Genomic DNA, 15403 nt, shown 5'->3' on the forward strand with positions numbered 1-15403 from the left:
AGATTGCCTCCCGTTTGGCACTACCCCGATTCCCCGACAACCTCTATAAATCCTTGACGTTCTCACACCTGATTCAGGAAGCGATTTCCATGAAGATTCATGAATATCAAGCCAAGGAATTGCTCGCCGCCGCAGGGGCTGCGACTCCCAAGCATATTGTTGTGCACACTCCGGAAGAAGCGGCGGCGGCTTTTGACCAGCTCTCGAACGGGGGCGGGGTGGTCGTCAAGGCGCAGGTCCATGCCGGCGGTCGTGGTGCCGGGCAACTGCTCGGATACAACGAGAAATTGGGCGGTGTGAAGTTCTGCACCAGCAAGGAAAAAGCCAAGAGTGTGGCTGAATTAATGCTCAAATACCCTCTGAAAACCAAACAGACGGGTCCGGAAGGGCAGAAAGTTTCCACCCTGATCGTCCAAGCTGATGCGGAACCGGTGAAGGAATATTATCTGGGCATGGTCCTGGATCGGGCGATCGGTCTCCCCGTCATCATGGCCAGTACCGAAGGCGGTATGGACATCGAGGAAGTCGCTCATAATACCCCGGAAAAGATTTTGAAGCGAGCAGTCAACCCGCTGACGGGCTTGCTTCCCTTCCAGGCACAGGCCCTGGCCTTCGATCTGGGCTTCACTCCCGATCAGGTGCCTCAGGTTGTGAAAATTCTTCTCGCCCTCAGCAAGGTGTATCTGGAAAAAGACGCCACCCTCGCCGAGATCAACCCGCTGGCTATCACCAAGTCGGGCAAAGTGGTTTGCCTCGATGCCAAGATCGATTTCGACGACAACGCCATGTTCCGGCACGAAGACATTGCGAAATTACGCGATCTCGCCGAAGAAAATCCGGCGGAAATTCGAGCCGGCAAAGCTAACCTGAACTTCATTCAGCTCGATGGCAACATCGGCTGCCTGGTGAATGGGGCCGGGCTGGCCATGGGCACGATGGACATCATCAAGTACTCCGGCGGCGAACCGGCCAACTTCCTGGATGTCGGTGGTGGGGTAACACCGGAAGCTGCGATCGAAGCTTTCCGAATCATCCTAGGCGACCCCAAGGTCAAAGGCATTCTGGTGAACATCTTCGGCGGTATCGCTAGCTGTGCACTGATTGCCGAAGCCCTGGTCAAAGCCGGACGGGAAGTTGGTTTCAAGGTGCCCGTAGTGGTGCGACTGGAAGGCAATCAGGTAGATAAAGCCCGGGAAATTCTCAAGGCCGCGCAGGCGGAATTACCAATGATTCGCAGCGCCCCGAATCTGACGGAAGCGGCCAAGATGGTCGTCGCCGCCGCAAAATAATCTCAAGCATCGCCCAACTTGAACTCCTGGATTAACCTCGGCTTTCACCACAGGATGCTCCTCATGAGATTTGCAATATTTCTAATGGCACCGGCCATCTGTCTGATTGGCTGCGGCCCGGCACGGGTGAAGCCGACTGCTACGACTACCGAAACGACCACCCCTGCAGTCTCGAAATCCACAACGCCCGTAAATAACGAAGTCAAAAAAGACAGTTCGGAAAAGACCAATAAATCCGCTTCGCTCCCCATCAAAGAACAAGCCGAACAATTCCTGGCCCGATTGTCCAAAGGCGAGGCCAAAACGAGTGAACTGAGCGCGGCCTTCAAAAAGCAGATCACACGGCCTCGAAATACAGAAGAGAAAGCACTCGGTTACTCCGACTCCCTGGCCCACGACTGGCTCGATAAACTGGCTGGGGCAACTTACAAGAGCAACTCGAATTTCAGCCAGCTCACCAATCAGTACACGCTCATGGGTACAGTCACTGGTGGTCCGAAGACGGAGTATTTCGTGCTTCGCATGGTTATGCTGCCGGGCAAAACGCCGGAAGTGAATTGGTTTCATCGCTCCAACCTTCGGGCCGGCGATCGCACGGCTCAAGCCAGCCCTGATGTCGACGCCGCACGCGACTTTTTAGAGGTGGCCGGCAGTGGTCAGGAAACTCTCACCGCATCGCTGTTGACCCCGGAATTCCGAGCGAAGATCGCTGAACCGCTGAGTTCCGACAAGGAGTTCGGTTACAACATTGGCATGTTGAATTTAAAAATCAAAGCCTGGCGAGCCACGGCAATAACCATGACCGTCGGCAACGACCTGGGCACCTTCAGCGGTGAATTGATCAACGGCGATCAGAAGAAAAGCTACAAGTTGAAGCTGGTGAACAAAGACGGTAACTGGCTGGTCGAGAATTTCGAAGTGCAGTAATTCGATTTGCTAGAAAACGGACTGCATGAGCGGTCTTCTGAAATATGGCAGGGATTTTACCAAGGGAAACACATGAGCATACTTGTCGACAAGAACACACGAGTAATCTGCCAGGGACTGGGCAAGGCCGGTACCTTCCACTCCATTCAATGCCGGGAATACGGCACTCAGATGGTGGGAGGGATTACTCCGGGCAAGGGCGGACAGGTAAAGGAAGGTTTCCCGTTATTCAATACGGTCTATGACGCCGTGCGTAAGGAAGGTGCCACGGCCAGCATGGTGTTCGTACCGCCGCCGGCCGCCGCGGATGCCATCATGGAAGCGGCGGATGCAGGGATTAAGGTCATCATTGCAATTACCGAAGGCATTCCGGTTCTGGATATGGCACGTGTGGCGGCCTTCCTCAAAGAGAAGCCAGGCGTCCGCCTCGTCGGGCCGAACTGTCCCGGTGTGATCACGCCAGGCGAGTGCAAAATCGGTATCATGCCGGGTTACATTCACAAACCGGGTACGATTGGCGTGATTAGCCGCTCGGGCACACTGACCTACGAAGCCGTGTTTCAATTGACGGCTCTCGGGTTGGGTCAGTCAACCTGTGTGGGAATCGGTGGAGACCCGATTATCGGCACCAATCAGATCGACTGTCTAAAACTGTTCCAGGATGACCCGGGAACAGAGGCTATTCTGATGATCGGTGAAATCGGTGGCACCGCCGAAGAACGGGCGGCCGAATACATCGCCAAGCATGTCACCAAGCCAGTCGCCGCGTTCATTGCGGGCCAGACCGCTCCTCCGGGTCGGCGGATGGGTCACGCGGGCGCTATTATCTCGGGGGGTTCGGGAAGCGCTGTGGATAAAATTGCCGCTCTGAAGAAGGCTAACATCGAAGTGGCTCCTACCCCGGCCGATTTGGGCCAGGCCGTGAAGACCGCGATGAGCAAGAAGAAATAGTTACGGTGAATCGATCGTAATTCCATGGTAATTACACAAAGGGAGACGCGGAAGCTTTTCCCTCTTTTACGTGATGTCCCTGCAGATTTTCATTTTGTGAGGGCTAGAGATCGAGAATCCCTGCCTCAGGTGGAGGTCGCTTCCCGAAACTTTCGGGCCAGATCTTCCCTAGGGTTGAGGAAGCGATCTCGGGTTCCTGGAACCAGATCGAAAATCGAAGGCGCTTCCAGCGACTCCTCTTCTGTCAATCGACAAGCCTGCTGCCGACGAACCGCGTCTGAAAACAATTTCGGAAGACAGCTTTCGCAGCAAAGTGAATAGGTTTTCAATTCCTTGGTTAAACCGTCACTCCAGCGCGAAGCCACCTTATAGAGAGCAATCAAGCCACATTCCGGCGTGTAGCAATGGATCGGGTACGGCTTCATCGACATATCTTTAAACGATCCATTTCTTGATCTCCAGGCGATGCTGCGCCCCTATTAGTCGATTTTCCATTCTGCCGATCTGGTGGCTTCCGTCAAGCAGCTAACCATCCTCGAAATGGATTTTTCTCAAAAAATTGAACTCGAAACTTGTCATGCGCTGCCAACTAAATAGCCTAGACTTATCATCAAAATTAGTCTTACCTAATTTATATGATAAGATTAAACTAATTTAATTGTTAGGAGATCCAATTGAACAGACACCTGACTAAGCGTAATGGCTTTACCCTCATTGAGTTACTGGTTGTAATCGCCATCATTGCAATTCTGATCGGCCTGCTATTACCGGCAGTCCAGAAGGTCCGGGAAGCGGCTGCCCGCGCTCAGTGCAGCAATAATCTCAAGCAAATCGGCCTGGCCCTGCACAATTACGAAAGCGCCAATGGCTACTTCCCGACTGCCTACAAGATGCTTTCCACATCTGACCCCGCCGCGCCGGCGGGAACCGGCACGTTTGGGCCATCGGTCTTAGTGCTGATCTTGCCCTACTTGGAACAGGACAATCTTTATGCGAAAATCGACATTACCAAGGCAGCGCTCAATCCAGTGAATATGCCGGCGAATAATTCCGCTTACTCGACTTCTGTAAAAGCGTTTCTCTGCCCTTCCACCCCCGCGCCTACCACCGTGGACTATTCAAACGAGTTGTCCAACAGTTTCAATAATTTCGGGATTACCGTCAGCTTTCCCACGGGGCTGATCTTCGGAAGAGCGGACTACGCGCCTGATGCGGGGATGCAGGCCGAGGAACCGGGCATCAACATCAATGCCGGAGCCTCAATCATTTGCCAGCCACCCGATGGACCGGTACGCATCACTGCGATTACCGATGGTACTTCGAACACAATGATGATCGTGGAAGACGCCGGTCGGCCCACCTGGTACGGTAGCAAAGGCCCTGCCCTGGTATCCGGTTACAGTGGCGCCGCCGGCACGACCCCTCAAGGCGGCGGCGGCTGGGCCGATCCTCTGAACTACATCGCCACCAATGGGGCCGATCCTCTCGGCACTGGCATTGCCGCTGGAGGGAATTTCATGGGAATTCCCGCCGCTCCCTGGTCCTGCGGTAATGGCTGCAGCAACGACAGCGAAGTTTTTGCCTTTCACACCGGCGGCAGCAACGTCTGTTTTGGAGATGGCTCCGTACGCTTCGTGAAAAACGGTCTAACCATGGGCCAGATGCAAGCCCTGCTCAGCCGAGCGGGCGGTGAAATTATCAATTTCGAATATTAAGCAGGAGCCAGAACGTGCGAAGTTTGTATTTTTTCCTGGGAAGCCTGCTGGCATTAGCAAATTCTGCTTGCGGCGATCAGAACAAGATTTACCCAGTGAGCGGCAAGGTGACCTATAAAGGCTCCCCGGCGGAAGGAGCCACGGTTTTCTTCCACCGCCAAGGGGGCGACCCGATAAACGATCCGATGATTATGGGCATCGTTCTTGCGGATGGTTCCTTTGAAATCGTCTGTGGTTCGCAGGGCAAAGGTGCGCCGCCAGGCGATTATGACGTGTTGATCGAATGGAAACGAACCCTAGGCCAGTTCAAAGGCGGCCCGCAACATGGACCTGATAAATTGAAGGGCCGTTACGCAAGTCCCAAGCAACCGCAGCTGCATGCCCTCGTGGAGGCGAAGCCAACTGTTCTACCGCCATTTGATTTGAATTAAAACGGACACTCGGTTGGGCCGCGAAAAAATTTCTGGGGAGCCTCGCTATTCGGATGGAACTGCCGAACAGCGGCTATCCCCCAACTCATCCAGGGCATTCTGTGCGGCCAGGGCCTCGGCCTTTTTTTTACTCGGCCCCCAGGCCGGTTTGAACCGACGATCGCCCACTTCCACTACAACTTGAAAGGAGCGCGAGTGCTCCGGCCCCTGCTCGTCCAGCACTCGATAGGTTGGCGTTTGACAGAACTTCTTCTGGCAAAGTTGCTGCAGGTTGGACTTGGCGGCGTTCAGAAGATCTTCGTCTTTCAGAACTCTATCGATTTCCGGTTTCAGGAATTTCAAAATGAAATCCCGAGCGACCGCAAAGTTGGAATCGAGATAGACGGCTGCCACGAGAGACTCAAAAGCATCGGCCAGAACGTTGCCGGGAATTTTCGGGTTGCTGCGGATGGCCCGGCCCAGAATCATGAAACGGGCCAGTTCCAGCTGTTCGCTGAATTTGATGCATGCTTCCTTGGCCACCACGGCGGATTTGATCTTCGTCATCATCCCTTCATGGAAATTGGGATGCTGGAGATACAATTCCTCAACGACCACAAGCCCTAGAACGGCGTCCCCCAGAAATTCCAATCGCTCGTTCGAATGCTCCCGAGTATTCGCCCCGGAGGTGTGCGTAAGGGCGGCCACCAGTAGTTCTCGGCGTTGGAACTTGTAGCCGAGAATATTCTCGAGTTCGGCCCAATTATCTTCTTTCGCGGTATTCGTAACAGCCGTCATATGGAACCCGACGAAGCTTTCCCCAACCCCTGGCTGCAATCATTGCCGCCTTCCATAAAGATAATCAATGGGAGAGTCAAAATCCAAATGAATCGGGATGCTATGAGTCAAAAGTTCGCGGCCTTGTGGGATGTGGATGGAACACTTGTCGACACCGGCGAAATGCACTTCCGAGCCTGGAGGAAGATGTCGCAAGAGTTAGGGGTCGATTTCACCCGGGAACACTTTCGCGCCACCTTTGGAAGACGTAACCCGGAAATCATCCGCTTTATTTACGGCGATCATATTTCCGAAACGGAAAGTCAGCGGATCGCAAATACCAAAGAACGTTATTACATGGACGAGGCTCGGCAGGGAGTCCAACTGCTTCCCGGCGTCCGTACTTTACTGGAACAGCTTCAAAGGGCCGATTTCAAACAGGCGATTGGCTCGTCCGCTCCTCGCGCTAATCTCGAACTGATTTTGGATTTAACGGACTCCCGCATATTCTTCGAGACTGTCGTGGCAATGGAGGACACTTCCCGAGGCAAACCCGATCCCGAGGTGTTTCTTACCGGGGCAAGCCGTCTTGGGATTACGCCCTCGCAGTGCGTTGTCTTTGAAGACGCCGTGGCGGGAGTTCAGGCCGCTAAAGCAGCGGGAATGAAGTGTGTGGCCGTGACCTTTGTTGGCCATCACGGTGAGGAGAAACTTCTTGAAGCCGGTGCCGACCGCTGTGTAAATCGGCTGGATGAACTTACGGCGGACGATGTTCGGAAATTATTTAAATGAGTATTCCGGGCTGGGGAAAACCCCATCCCGAACCTCTTCCCGGAACTTCTCCGCGGCCTGGCGAATCGCAGAGCCCAGATCGGCGTATCGCTTTACGAATTTCGGCCGGACCTCATCGAACATCCCCAGCATGTCCTGAACAACCAGTACTTGTCCATCACAATTCGGGCCGGCTCCGATGCCAATAGTGGGGATCGTCAACTTTTTGGTGATTTCCTCCCCAAGTGGAGACGGAATGCATTCGAGGACCACGGCAAATGCCCCCGCTTGCTCAACGGCGAGAGCATCCTCCAGAATCTTCGCCTCATTCCGCTGCACTTTGAACCCGCCGAAAGCATGGACACTCTGCGGCGTCATCCCGACGTGACCCATCACGGGAATATCACATTCGACGATCCGGCGGATCGCCTCGGCACAGCGAATCCCACCTTCCAATTTCACAGCCTGGGCACCGGCTTCCTTGAGCATTCGCCCGGCGCTGATAATTGCCTGCTCGGCACTGGTCTGGTAGGTCAGAAACGGCAAATCGCCAATCACCAACGCCCGGCGAGCGGCCCGACTAACGCAGCGCGTATGGTACAGACTTTCTTCCAGGGTCACTGCCAGAGGATTGTCGTTCCCCTGCATGACCATTCCCAGGGAATCGCCAACCAAAAGAGCATCCACGCCCGAAGAATCCAGCAATAATCCGGTGGTGTAATCGTAAGCCGTGAGAACGGATAGTTTACGGCCAGCTTTTTTTGCGGTTAAAAAATCAGGAACGGTCATGCGGACCGTCTTTTTGGGTGTCTCAGCCATGCGATTTTCTCTTCCATCCTTCCATCTCGCCCTTTTCGATTGTAGGGTTTAGAGGTAGAGCGGGATCGCCCGACCAGATCGGAAATTGAAAAGGAATAGGGACTTCCAAGGTATAATGATTAAAGAAGTCGAAACATGACCACACTGACCGCCAACAAATTGGAATCTCAAGCCTGCGTTCTATTCGATGGCGACTGCCGGTTCTGTCAGAAATCGGTTGCGTTGCTGCGGAAGCTAGACTGGCTGCAGCGTTTGAGCTTTCATAATGCCCGGGACTTCGATACCATCCCTCCGCACACCGTTGCTTTGGACGCCGATCGACTCCTTCAGGAGATGCACGTACTCACTCCGGAGGGCACAAAGGCCTTTGCTGGCTTTAAGGCCTTCCGCTGGATCGCCGGCCGACTTCCCGCCCTTTGGCTAATAGTGCCTTTTCTGTATATTCCCGGTGTACCTTTTCTCGGGCAGAAGTTGTATCTTTGGGTGGCTCGGAATCGCTATGGATTAGTCCCCTGCCACGACGGACAGTGTGCCGTGCCATTGAAGAAGAAAAAATAAGTGCCCAGTCAGAACAGAAAGTAAGGATGAGCAGACGTACCATTTCCACCTTGCGCGATGGAGATTCCGTCGACGAAGTTTTTCTCGCTACCGACAAACAGCTTCGCAATAACCGCAACGGACAATCTTTCATTCAAGTCACGATCCAGGATCGTTCCGGGAATTTGACCGGTCGGGTTTGGAATGCCGGGGAAGCTCTCTTTCGAACCTTCGAAATCGGGGAATATATCCGGGTTAAGGGTAAAGCGCAGTTGTTCCAGGGTGCCCTGCAACTGATCGTCAACAACATCGAGAAGATCGACTCTTCAGGTGTGAATCTCGCCGATTTTCTACCGCGTACCGAACAGGACATCACCAAACTGTTCGAGCGTTTGCGCGGCTATCTGATGAAGCTGACCAACCCCTATCTGAAATCGCTGGCCCAGTGTTATCTGATGGACGACAAGTTCGTCGCTGCATTCTGCCAGGCCCCAGCCGGGGTGAAAGTCCACCACGCCTATGTAGGCGGTCTTCTCGAACACGTCACCACCATGATGGATGTGGCCGACCGGATTCTGCCCTTTTATCCCGACGTGAATCGCGACCTTCTGATGATCGGCGTTTTTCTGCACGACACCGGTAAGATTCGCGAATTGACCTATGAAAGCGCATTCAATTATTCGGATGAAGGCCAGTTGCTAGGCCACATGAACATCGGCATTGAAATGCTGAAACACTATGAGGGGCAGGTTAAATCTCTGCTGGGCGAGAATATGCCCGAAGATCTATCGGTACGGCTGAAACATATGATAATCAGCCATCACGGCACGGCTGAATTCGGAAGTCCGAAGATTCCCATGACCCCGGAAGCCGTCGCTCTGCATGCCATCGACAGTCTGGATAGCCGAATCCACATAACGGTTCGGGAGATCAAGGACGATGTGATAAGCAATTCGAACTGGACACCCTACAACGCCGCGCTGCAGCGTAAACTATATAAGGGGCCGAAGCCGAAAAATGGCACTCCGGCCCAGGAAGACGAAGATTAATTCTTCGCAAAAATCGGAGCACTGTAAATAAGCCCGCGAACCTCTTCCGACCGGGCTGGCTCCGTTAGGATATGCTCATGTCTTTGAAATCGGATATTTTGTACCACTTGAAAAAGATGAAATCGGCCACGGTAAAAGGCCTGGCCCACGAGATGGAAGTCTCCGCTGGCGAAAAGAGAGAATTCAAAAACGCTCTTCAGACACTTCTCCAAGAAAAGAAAATTGACCTCGGACCGGGGGATCTGCTCACCCTGACGAAAATCCCCGTCGAAGATCGAACCGGACTGTTTCGCAAGCTGCCCAGCGGCCACGGTATCGTCACGATGCCGGCCAAGCCCGAGCGCGATCCAGTCGAATGGTTCATCAAACGAGAAGATACTCTCTCGGCCATCACGGGGGATACGGTGATGATCGCCCCGGCGAAGTCCCGGCGAGATCTGCAGGGAGCCAGCGAGCGGGCCGTTGTCGTTAAGATTGTTACCCACGGTAAAAAGACTTTCGTGGGAACCTATATCGAGAAAAACGATAGACCACTCGTCCGCATCGATGAAGATCAATTCGAAAGATCGGTTCTGGTTAAAGAATCGCTTCCCGATCTACTTCCCAAAGATCGCGTCTGGATCGAAGTCCTGGAATTTCCCACCGACAACGCCCGCGGTTCGTGTCGAATCCTGGAGAAACTCGGCGAGGCCGGGGATATCAACACCGAAGAGCGGGCACTATTGCGCAATCTCGGCATCTCGGAAACGTTTCCTCCAGAGGTTCTGTCCGAGGCGCAGCGAATAGCCGCGGAGTTCGATGAATCGATCAAGCCGGGCCGTGAGGATTTCACTCAGGATCTGGTTATTACGATCGATCCTAAGGATGCCAAGGATCACGACGATGCGGTCAGTTTGACTGTCGATCTCACCACGCAGCACCGGATCCTGACGGTACATATCGCGGACGTCAGCTATTTCGTATCTCCCGGCGGGCCTCTGGATACCGAAGCTCGCAAACGCGGCACCAGTGTTTACCTGCCGATGCGGGCGATACCGATGTTTCCGGAACTCATTTCGAATCATGTGGCCAGCCTGAAAGAGGGCGTGACTCGATACGTCAAAACCGTGCAAATCGAATACAACGCCGCCGGGGCGCGAATCTCGACCCGTTTCGCAAACGGGGTGATAAAAGTTCGGAAGCGATTCAACTACGACGAAGTCCAATCATTCATCGAAGCTCAGCCGGTCGATTGGCCGGAGGATATGCAACAGGCAGTCCGGGAGATGCACCGATTCTCTCGAATACTGCGCGAGCGACGATTCCAGCGCGGCAGTCTCGAATTGCAGATGCCAGAGGTGCGCCTGGGCTACAACCGCGACGGAGAAATTACCGGTGCGAATTTCACTCAGTCCAACGCCAGCCATCAACTGATCGAAGAATTCATGCTGGCGGCCAACGAAGCGGTGGCGGGCCATTTTCGACAACTGGATGTCCCGTTCCTTCGCCGGATTCACCCTTCGCCACTCCCGCAAAAGCTGGAGTCGTTTGCCGAGTTCGCTCGCTCGCTGGGATTCAAGATTCAGAATCCGACGAGCCGGTTTGAACTCCAGAAACTGCTGGAGGAGAGTTCTAAAACGGAGCATCGCCACTCGGTCCATTTCGCATTTCTGCGCAGTTTAAAACAAGCAGTTTATTCCCCCGATCGGGAAGGCCATTTCGCTCTGGCGAGTGAAGATTACTGCCACTTTACATCCCCGATTCGAAGGTATCCCGATTTGACGGTGCATCGACTTTTGAATCAGTGGATCAAAAAGGGGCGGATCAGCTATCAGGCCGACGAATTGAAAGCTTTGGGCGAATTGTGCAGTAAGCGGGAGCGTCTGGCCGAGGAGGCCGAGCGCGGTGCCGTGGAACTGCGGCTGAAAGAATTCGTCCGCAAGAATTTCGGTCTGGAATTCGATGCGAAGATCACCGGCGTCATCGAACGGGGCTTTTTCGCACAGGGAAATACGATTCCCATTGAAGGGTTCGTTTCGGCGGAGGAATTCAAGGGCATCCACTTCGACTACGACCCGGCCATGCACACCTTGCAGGGTCGGCAGTCACGTCTCTCGTTCCGCCTCGGCCAACCCGTGCGGGTGAAGTTGATGGGGATTGAAGAAGAGCGGGACAGAATCCGCTTGAAGTGGGTAAAAAGAGTCGTTGAAGAATAGTCTCGCTCAGACGGGTTCGTTTCTCAGCACGCGAAAACCAAAGCCCTCCAGATCGATCATATCCACTTTGCCCCCTTCACCGTTGATATCCGAACCCGATTCGATCATCAGTCGTACAAAGCACCAGATATGGGCGGCCTCGCCGTTGTGATCGTAGCCGTTGGCGTCGGTGTCGGATTCGATCAGCCAGTACCAACTCCTTCGGTCGGTCCCCGAATCGGTCGCTTCCTCTTGCCAACCTTTTAACGTTCTTTCGACAGCTTCCCGCGCAAGCTTCCAGACCTTGTCCGTTTTGATTTCGATGGAAAGTTCGTCGGGGGTTTGAGTAAATTCCGTTCCGGGAAGCAGGCGAATCGCTTCGAACAGGCGATGCTCGATGGCCATGCAGCGCCAGGGTGACCAAAGGTAAAAAGTGATGCCCTTGGTAATGAAGGTCATGCCGTAAAGATTGATGTTCATTGATGAACCTTTGATGAATTTCCCCTCATGTCAGATTATGAAATTTTCGGATGAGTTGCCGTTCGCGGTCGAATCCGATTAACCAGAAGGAAGGAATTTATTTGGATCGCGTTCAGGACGTACCGCATTTCGACCGCCCAAAATGCCAGACGAGTCTAGCCCGAACCGTTCCAGATAGGATCATTTCTTTTGAGAAAACCGCGTAAGGAAGCCATCTGCCCGGCCGAGGATCCATGGAGCCTGCATCGAACCGTCTACGCCTCTCCGTCATGATGTTCGGGTTATATCTGATCGTCGGCGCCTGGGCGGTTACCCTGGCGACTTACCTGATCAGTTCGCCTCTACTGGGTGGGCTCAGTTTTTCCGCCAAGTACGTCAGCTGGATTTACAACACTTGGGCCTTCGGCGGGCTACTCGCCCCCATCTTCATCGGTCTGTTGGCCGATCGACTTTTTGCCGTTCAGAGGTTATTGGCTCTCTTCAGCTTTCTGGGAGGAGCATTGCTGATTTTCGTCGCCTTGTGGTGCGAATCGCAACAGGCGAACATTGAATCCATCTATCGAGATTTAACGCAGGCCATCACCATCGAAAATCGCCCGATGCTCGATCTGCAGATGGAAATGCTCGCCGATCCGCAGGCGCTGGATCCGGAACTGAAACAGAAATTGATTGCGGAACAGAGGAACTTACTCGAGGACCCGCGACTGAGCGAAACAGTCGATCACGCTTTTTATACCCTCTTTGGGCTGATGTTCTGCTATTGCTTCTGCTGCATCATGACTATCGGCTGCAGTAACGTGATGGGCTTTCGCAATCTGGCGGAACCGCAGAAAAACTACGGCCGAATTCGGCTGTTCGGCACTGTGGGGTGGATTTTCGCCGGGCTGATAGTTGCGTTCAGCGGCACGGCCATCTCGCATTTTCCGCTCTTCTTTGCAGCGGGCCTATCGTTCGTCATGGGCGTTTACCATTTGACACTCCCGCACACTCCCCCTCTGGGTCAAGGCAAAACCTTGGGCGAAGCTTTTGGCCTCCCCGCCCTGCAATTGTTTCGCGAACGACCGTTTCGCATACTGCTGGGCAGCGTGTTTCTGATGTCGATGGTCCAGCAGTTTTATGGGGTATACGCCAATAAATTCCTGAACGATCTGCACCTTCCCAGGCCGGCGGGTTTTCAAACCATCGCCCAGGTCGGTGAAGTCTTGTGCATGGCCATCCTGCCTTGGGTAGTCGATCACTGGGGGATGCGAAAAACCATGCTGGCGGGACTACTGGGTTGGACGCTCCGCAATGCGCTGTTCAGCACCTGCGAAGTCTCCATTGTTTCCTTCGTCGGACTGCCTATTCATGGTTTGAGCTTCGCCTTCTTCTTCGTCACCGCCATGATCTACGTGGATCGACAGGCCCCTCGAAAACTGCGAGCCAGCAGCCAGGGCATCTTTACATTCATTTCTAGCGGTATGGGCGTCCTTTCCGGAAACATGCTGGCGGCCTGGGTGGTGAAGTTGAATACCCAGGGGGAAATGATCAATTGGCAACCGGTGTGGGTCGTCCCCATGCTGATGAGTGCCGGGGTTCTCGTCTTTTTCTGGATCGGTTTTCGGCCGCAGCTCGACAAAGTGCATCTGGAACCGGGAGAAGCGGGGAAACATTTGGTCGAGGATATCGAGGAACTCGCCAGCGCCAGTTGATATAACTCCGAAAGGCAGTGAAAAACTTTCGCTCTGGATAAAGGCGAACGAAGATGTGGCAAAATCCCGTCAAAAAAGCTCTGAAAGAAGGTAAAGCGTCGGTCGGCACCTGGCTATCGCTCGGTAATGTGGCCGCCGCCCGCTTTATGGCACGGACGGGCTTCGACTGGCTGAATGTTGACATCGAACACAGCATGGTGGGCATCGAAAACACGGTCAACATCTTCGCCACCTGCGCCGACATCGGCTTCCCCTGCTTTGCCCGAGTTCCGAGCAATCGGCACGATCATATTAAGCGAGTGTTGGACAACGGAGCGCACGGCGTGGTGGTTCCCATGGTCAACAGCCGGGAGGAAGCGGTCTCGGCCGTGGCGGCCATGCATTATCCGCCTTTGGGAAACCGTTCCGTCGGCGGCGGTGTGCACGCTTTGAATTTTCACACCACGGCCACCGAATATTATGCCAAAGTGAACCAGGAACTCTTGGTCGTGCTCCAGTGCGAACACATACTAGCCGTCGAGAACGCGGACAATATTTTTTCGGTGCCCGGTATCGACGCTATCTTCGTCGGCCCCAATGACTTAGCGGCCAGCATGCGGACGAAAGAGGGAACGCTGCCTGCACCGAAAGCATTTGAAGAGGCTTTGCAGCATATTCTCAAGAGCTGCCAGAAAAACAAGGTGGCTCCGGGAATTCACTGCGGCACGGCCGAGGAAGCTCGCAGGAGAATCGATGAAGGATGGCAGTTTATCGCGATTGCCAGTGAATTGAAGATGATGCTGGATGGGGCGAAATCGACTCTAACGCAACTCGGAAGCCAACGAGCCAAGTCGGACTTGGCCCGCTATTAGGCTTACTGCGTGAAAACGCCCATCTTGCGGAATTTCTCGTAACGCTCGGTCATCAGCACATCGAGCGGTTTGCGAATCAAGGAGCGCAAACTCCTGGTCAGGTAGCTTTTAAGAATATTGGCCATCTCCCGGGGGTTGCGATGCGCGCCCCCCAGTGGCTCATCGATCACATCGTCAACGACCCCCAGTTTGTGAAGATGGCCCGAGGTTAATTTCAGGGCATCGGCCGCAAGGGGTTTGGTCTGTTCGTTAGCCACTTTCCAGAGAATGCCCGCACACCCTTCCGGCGAAATGACCGAATAGTAAGCGTGCTCCAGCATGGAAACCCGGTCGCCGACGCCGATACCCAGCGCTCCGCCGGAGCCCCCTTCCCCAATGACGATGCAGATGATGGGCGTTTCGATCCGAGACATTTCCAGAATACTGGTGGCAATCAGCAGGGCCTGACCGCGCTCTTCCGCGCCGATGCCGGGGAATGCTCCCGGTGTATCGATCAGGCAGATGATCGGAATTCGATATTTGGCGGCCAGCTTCATTTTCGAAAGGGCTTTGCGATAGCCTTCCGGATGAGCACAGCCGTAAAAGCAGGTTTGTCGCTCCTTGAGCGTTTTTCCTTTCTGATGCCCGATCAGCATGACTTTCTGTCCGCCGATGCGGGCGAAGCCGGTGCGAAGAGCCCGGTCGTCGCCAAAAGCCCGATCCCCATGAAGCTCGACGAATTCATCGAAAATCATGTTGGTGTAATCGACGGTTTGCGGTCGGTTAGGGTGCCGGGAGACGAGCACGGTTTCCCAGGCCGATAGGCTGGCGTACTTCTGTTTCAGCAGACCATCGAGTTCTTTGCGAATGCGCCGAATTTCGGTGGTCTGGGCCGGATCCGCCGCCTGTTCCAGACGAGAAAGGGCCTGCTCCAGCGCGTGAATGTCGTTTTCGAACGGTAAGGGTGCGGGTATGCTCATTGC

16 protein-coding genes are annotated in these 15403 nt (G+C 54.2%); 11 read left to right on the forward strand and 5 right to left on the reverse strand.

Annotation, left to right across the window (positions count from 1 at the left end):
- Nucleotides 1-89 precede the first annotated feature (89 nt).
- The 3 genes from sucC to sucD all read left to right on the forward strand — a co-directional run bounded on the left by sucC (nt 90) and on the right by sucD (nt 3167).
- The gene (sucC, locus tag KIH39_RS16815) at nt 90-1289 is read left to right on the forward strand and encodes an ADP-forming succinate--CoA ligase subunit beta (protein ID WP_213494382.1); all 1200 of its coding nucleotides are present in this window, start codon (nt 90-92) and stop codon (nt 1287-1289) included.
- Between the two features lie 63 nt (nt 1290-1352).
- Nucleotides 1353-2216: a hypothetical protein gene (locus KIH39_RS16820; RefSeq protein ID WP_213494383.1), complete on the forward strand. Its 864-nt coding sequence runs from the start codon at nt 1353-1355 to the stop codon at nt 2214-2216.
- A gap of 72 nt (nt 2217-2288) precedes the next feature.
- A complete protein-coding gene (sucD, locus tag KIH39_RS16825; protein ID WP_213494384.1) occupies nt 2289-3167 on the forward strand; it encodes a succinate--CoA ligase subunit alpha in 879 nt (292 codons plus the stop codon).
- Nucleotides 3168-3292: 125 nt separating this feature from the next.
- Here the strand turns inward: sucD and KIH39_RS16830 are convergent, their stop codons facing one another.
- Complete coding sequence (locus KIH39_RS16830; protein ID WP_246539321.1) at nt 3293-3592, reverse strand: hypothetical protein; 300 nt, start codon at nt 3590-3592, stop codon at nt 3293-3295.
- Between the two features lie 249 nt (nt 3593-3841).
- Between KIH39_RS16830 and KIH39_RS16835 the strand changes: the two genes are divergently transcribed.
- Together KIH39_RS16835 and KIH39_RS16840 are read left to right on the forward strand one after the other, a co-directional pair.
- Entirely contained in the window at nt 3842-4882 is a 1041-nt protein-coding gene (locus KIH39_RS16835; RefSeq protein WP_315852388.1) for a DUF1559 domain-containing protein, read from the forward strand.
- 14 nt (nt 4883-4896) lie between these two features.
- Complete coding sequence (locus KIH39_RS16840) at nt 4897-5313, forward strand: hypothetical protein (protein WP_213494386.1); 417 nt, start codon at nt 4897-4899, stop codon at nt 5311-5313.
- Between the two features lie 45 nt (nt 5314-5358).
- Here KIH39_RS16840 and rnc read toward each other — a convergent pair whose 3' ends face one another.
- A complete protein-coding gene (gene rnc, locus KIH39_RS16845) occupies nt 5359-6090 on the reverse strand; it encodes a ribonuclease III (RefSeq protein WP_213494387.1) in 732 nt (243 codons plus the stop codon).
- A gap of 87 nt (nt 6091-6177) precedes the next feature.
- On the opposite strand from rnc, the gene KIH39_RS16850 reads away from it, so the two are divergent.
- A complete protein-coding gene (locus KIH39_RS16850; protein ID WP_246539322.1) occupies nt 6178-6861 on the forward strand; it encodes an HAD family hydrolase in 684 nt (227 codons plus the stop codon).
- Here the strand turns inward: KIH39_RS16850 and panB are convergent.
- On the reverse strand, nt 6850-7659 hold the full coding sequence (gene panB / locus KIH39_RS16855) for a 3-methyl-2-oxobutanoate hydroxymethyltransferase (RefSeq protein WP_315852389.1): 810 nt from the start codon (nt 7657-7659) through the stop codon (nt 6850-6852). The genes KIH39_RS16850 and panB overlap by 12 nt on opposite strands.
- 135 nt (nt 7660-7794) lie before the next feature.
- On the opposite strand from panB, the gene KIH39_RS16860 reads away from it, so the two are divergent.
- The 3 genes from KIH39_RS16860 to KIH39_RS16870 all read left to right on the forward strand — a co-directional run bounded on the left by KIH39_RS16860 (nt 7795) and on the right by KIH39_RS16870 (nt 11440).
- Nucleotides 7795-8217 (forward strand): thiol-disulfide oxidoreductase DCC family protein, encoded by a 423-nt coding sequence (locus tag KIH39_RS16860; protein WP_213494388.1) that lies wholly within the window; start codon nt 7795-7797, stop codon nt 8215-8217.
- 26 nt (nt 8218-8243) lie between these two features.
- A complete protein-coding gene (locus KIH39_RS16865; RefSeq protein ID WP_213494389.1) occupies nt 8244-9245 on the forward strand; it encodes a 3'-5' exoribonuclease YhaM family protein in 1002 nt (333 codons plus the stop codon).
- A 77-nt stretch (nt 9246-9322) separates the two neighbouring features.
- The gene (locus tag KIH39_RS16870) at nt 9323-11440 is read left to right on the forward strand and encodes a ribonuclease R family protein (RefSeq protein ID WP_213494390.1); all 2118 of its coding nucleotides are present in this window, start codon (nt 9323-9325) and stop codon (nt 11438-11440) included.
- Between the two features lie 6 nt (nt 11441-11446).
- Here the strand turns inward: KIH39_RS16870 and KIH39_RS16875 are convergent, their stop codons facing one another.
- On the reverse strand, nt 11447-11899 hold the full coding sequence (locus KIH39_RS16875; protein ID WP_213494391.1) for a hypothetical protein: 453 nt from the start codon (nt 11897-11899) through the stop codon (nt 11447-11449).
- A gap of 233 nt (nt 11900-12132) precedes the next feature.
- Between KIH39_RS16875 and KIH39_RS16880 the strand changes: the two genes are divergently transcribed.
- Together KIH39_RS16880 and KIH39_RS16885 are read left to right on the forward strand one after the other, a co-directional pair.
- Nucleotides 12133-13590 carry an MFS transporter gene (locus KIH39_RS16880; RefSeq protein WP_213494392.1) on the forward strand — a complete coding sequence of 486 codons (1458 nt, stop codon included), beginning with the start codon at nt 12133-12135 and terminating at the stop codon, nt 13588-13590.
- Between the two features lie 53 nt (nt 13591-13643).
- Complete coding sequence (locus KIH39_RS16885) at nt 13644-14441, forward strand: HpcH/HpaI aldolase family protein (RefSeq protein WP_213494393.1); 798 nt, start codon at nt 13644-13646, stop codon at nt 14439-14441.
- Nucleotides 14442-14443: 2 nt separating this feature from the next.
- Here KIH39_RS16885 and KIH39_RS16890 read toward each other — a convergent pair whose 3' ends face one another.
- The gene (locus tag KIH39_RS16890) at nt 14444-15400 is read right to left on the reverse strand and encodes an acetyl-CoA carboxylase carboxyltransferase subunit alpha (RefSeq protein ID WP_213494394.1); all 957 of its coding nucleotides are present in this window, start codon (nt 15398-15400) and stop codon (nt 14444-14446) included.
- Nucleotides 15401-15403 lie beyond the last annotated feature (3 nt).

This window comes from Telmatocola sphagniphila (genome assembly GCF_018398935.1).
GTDB lineage: Bacteria > Planctomycetota > Planctomycetia > Gemmatales > Gemmataceae > Telmatocola > Telmatocola sphagniphila.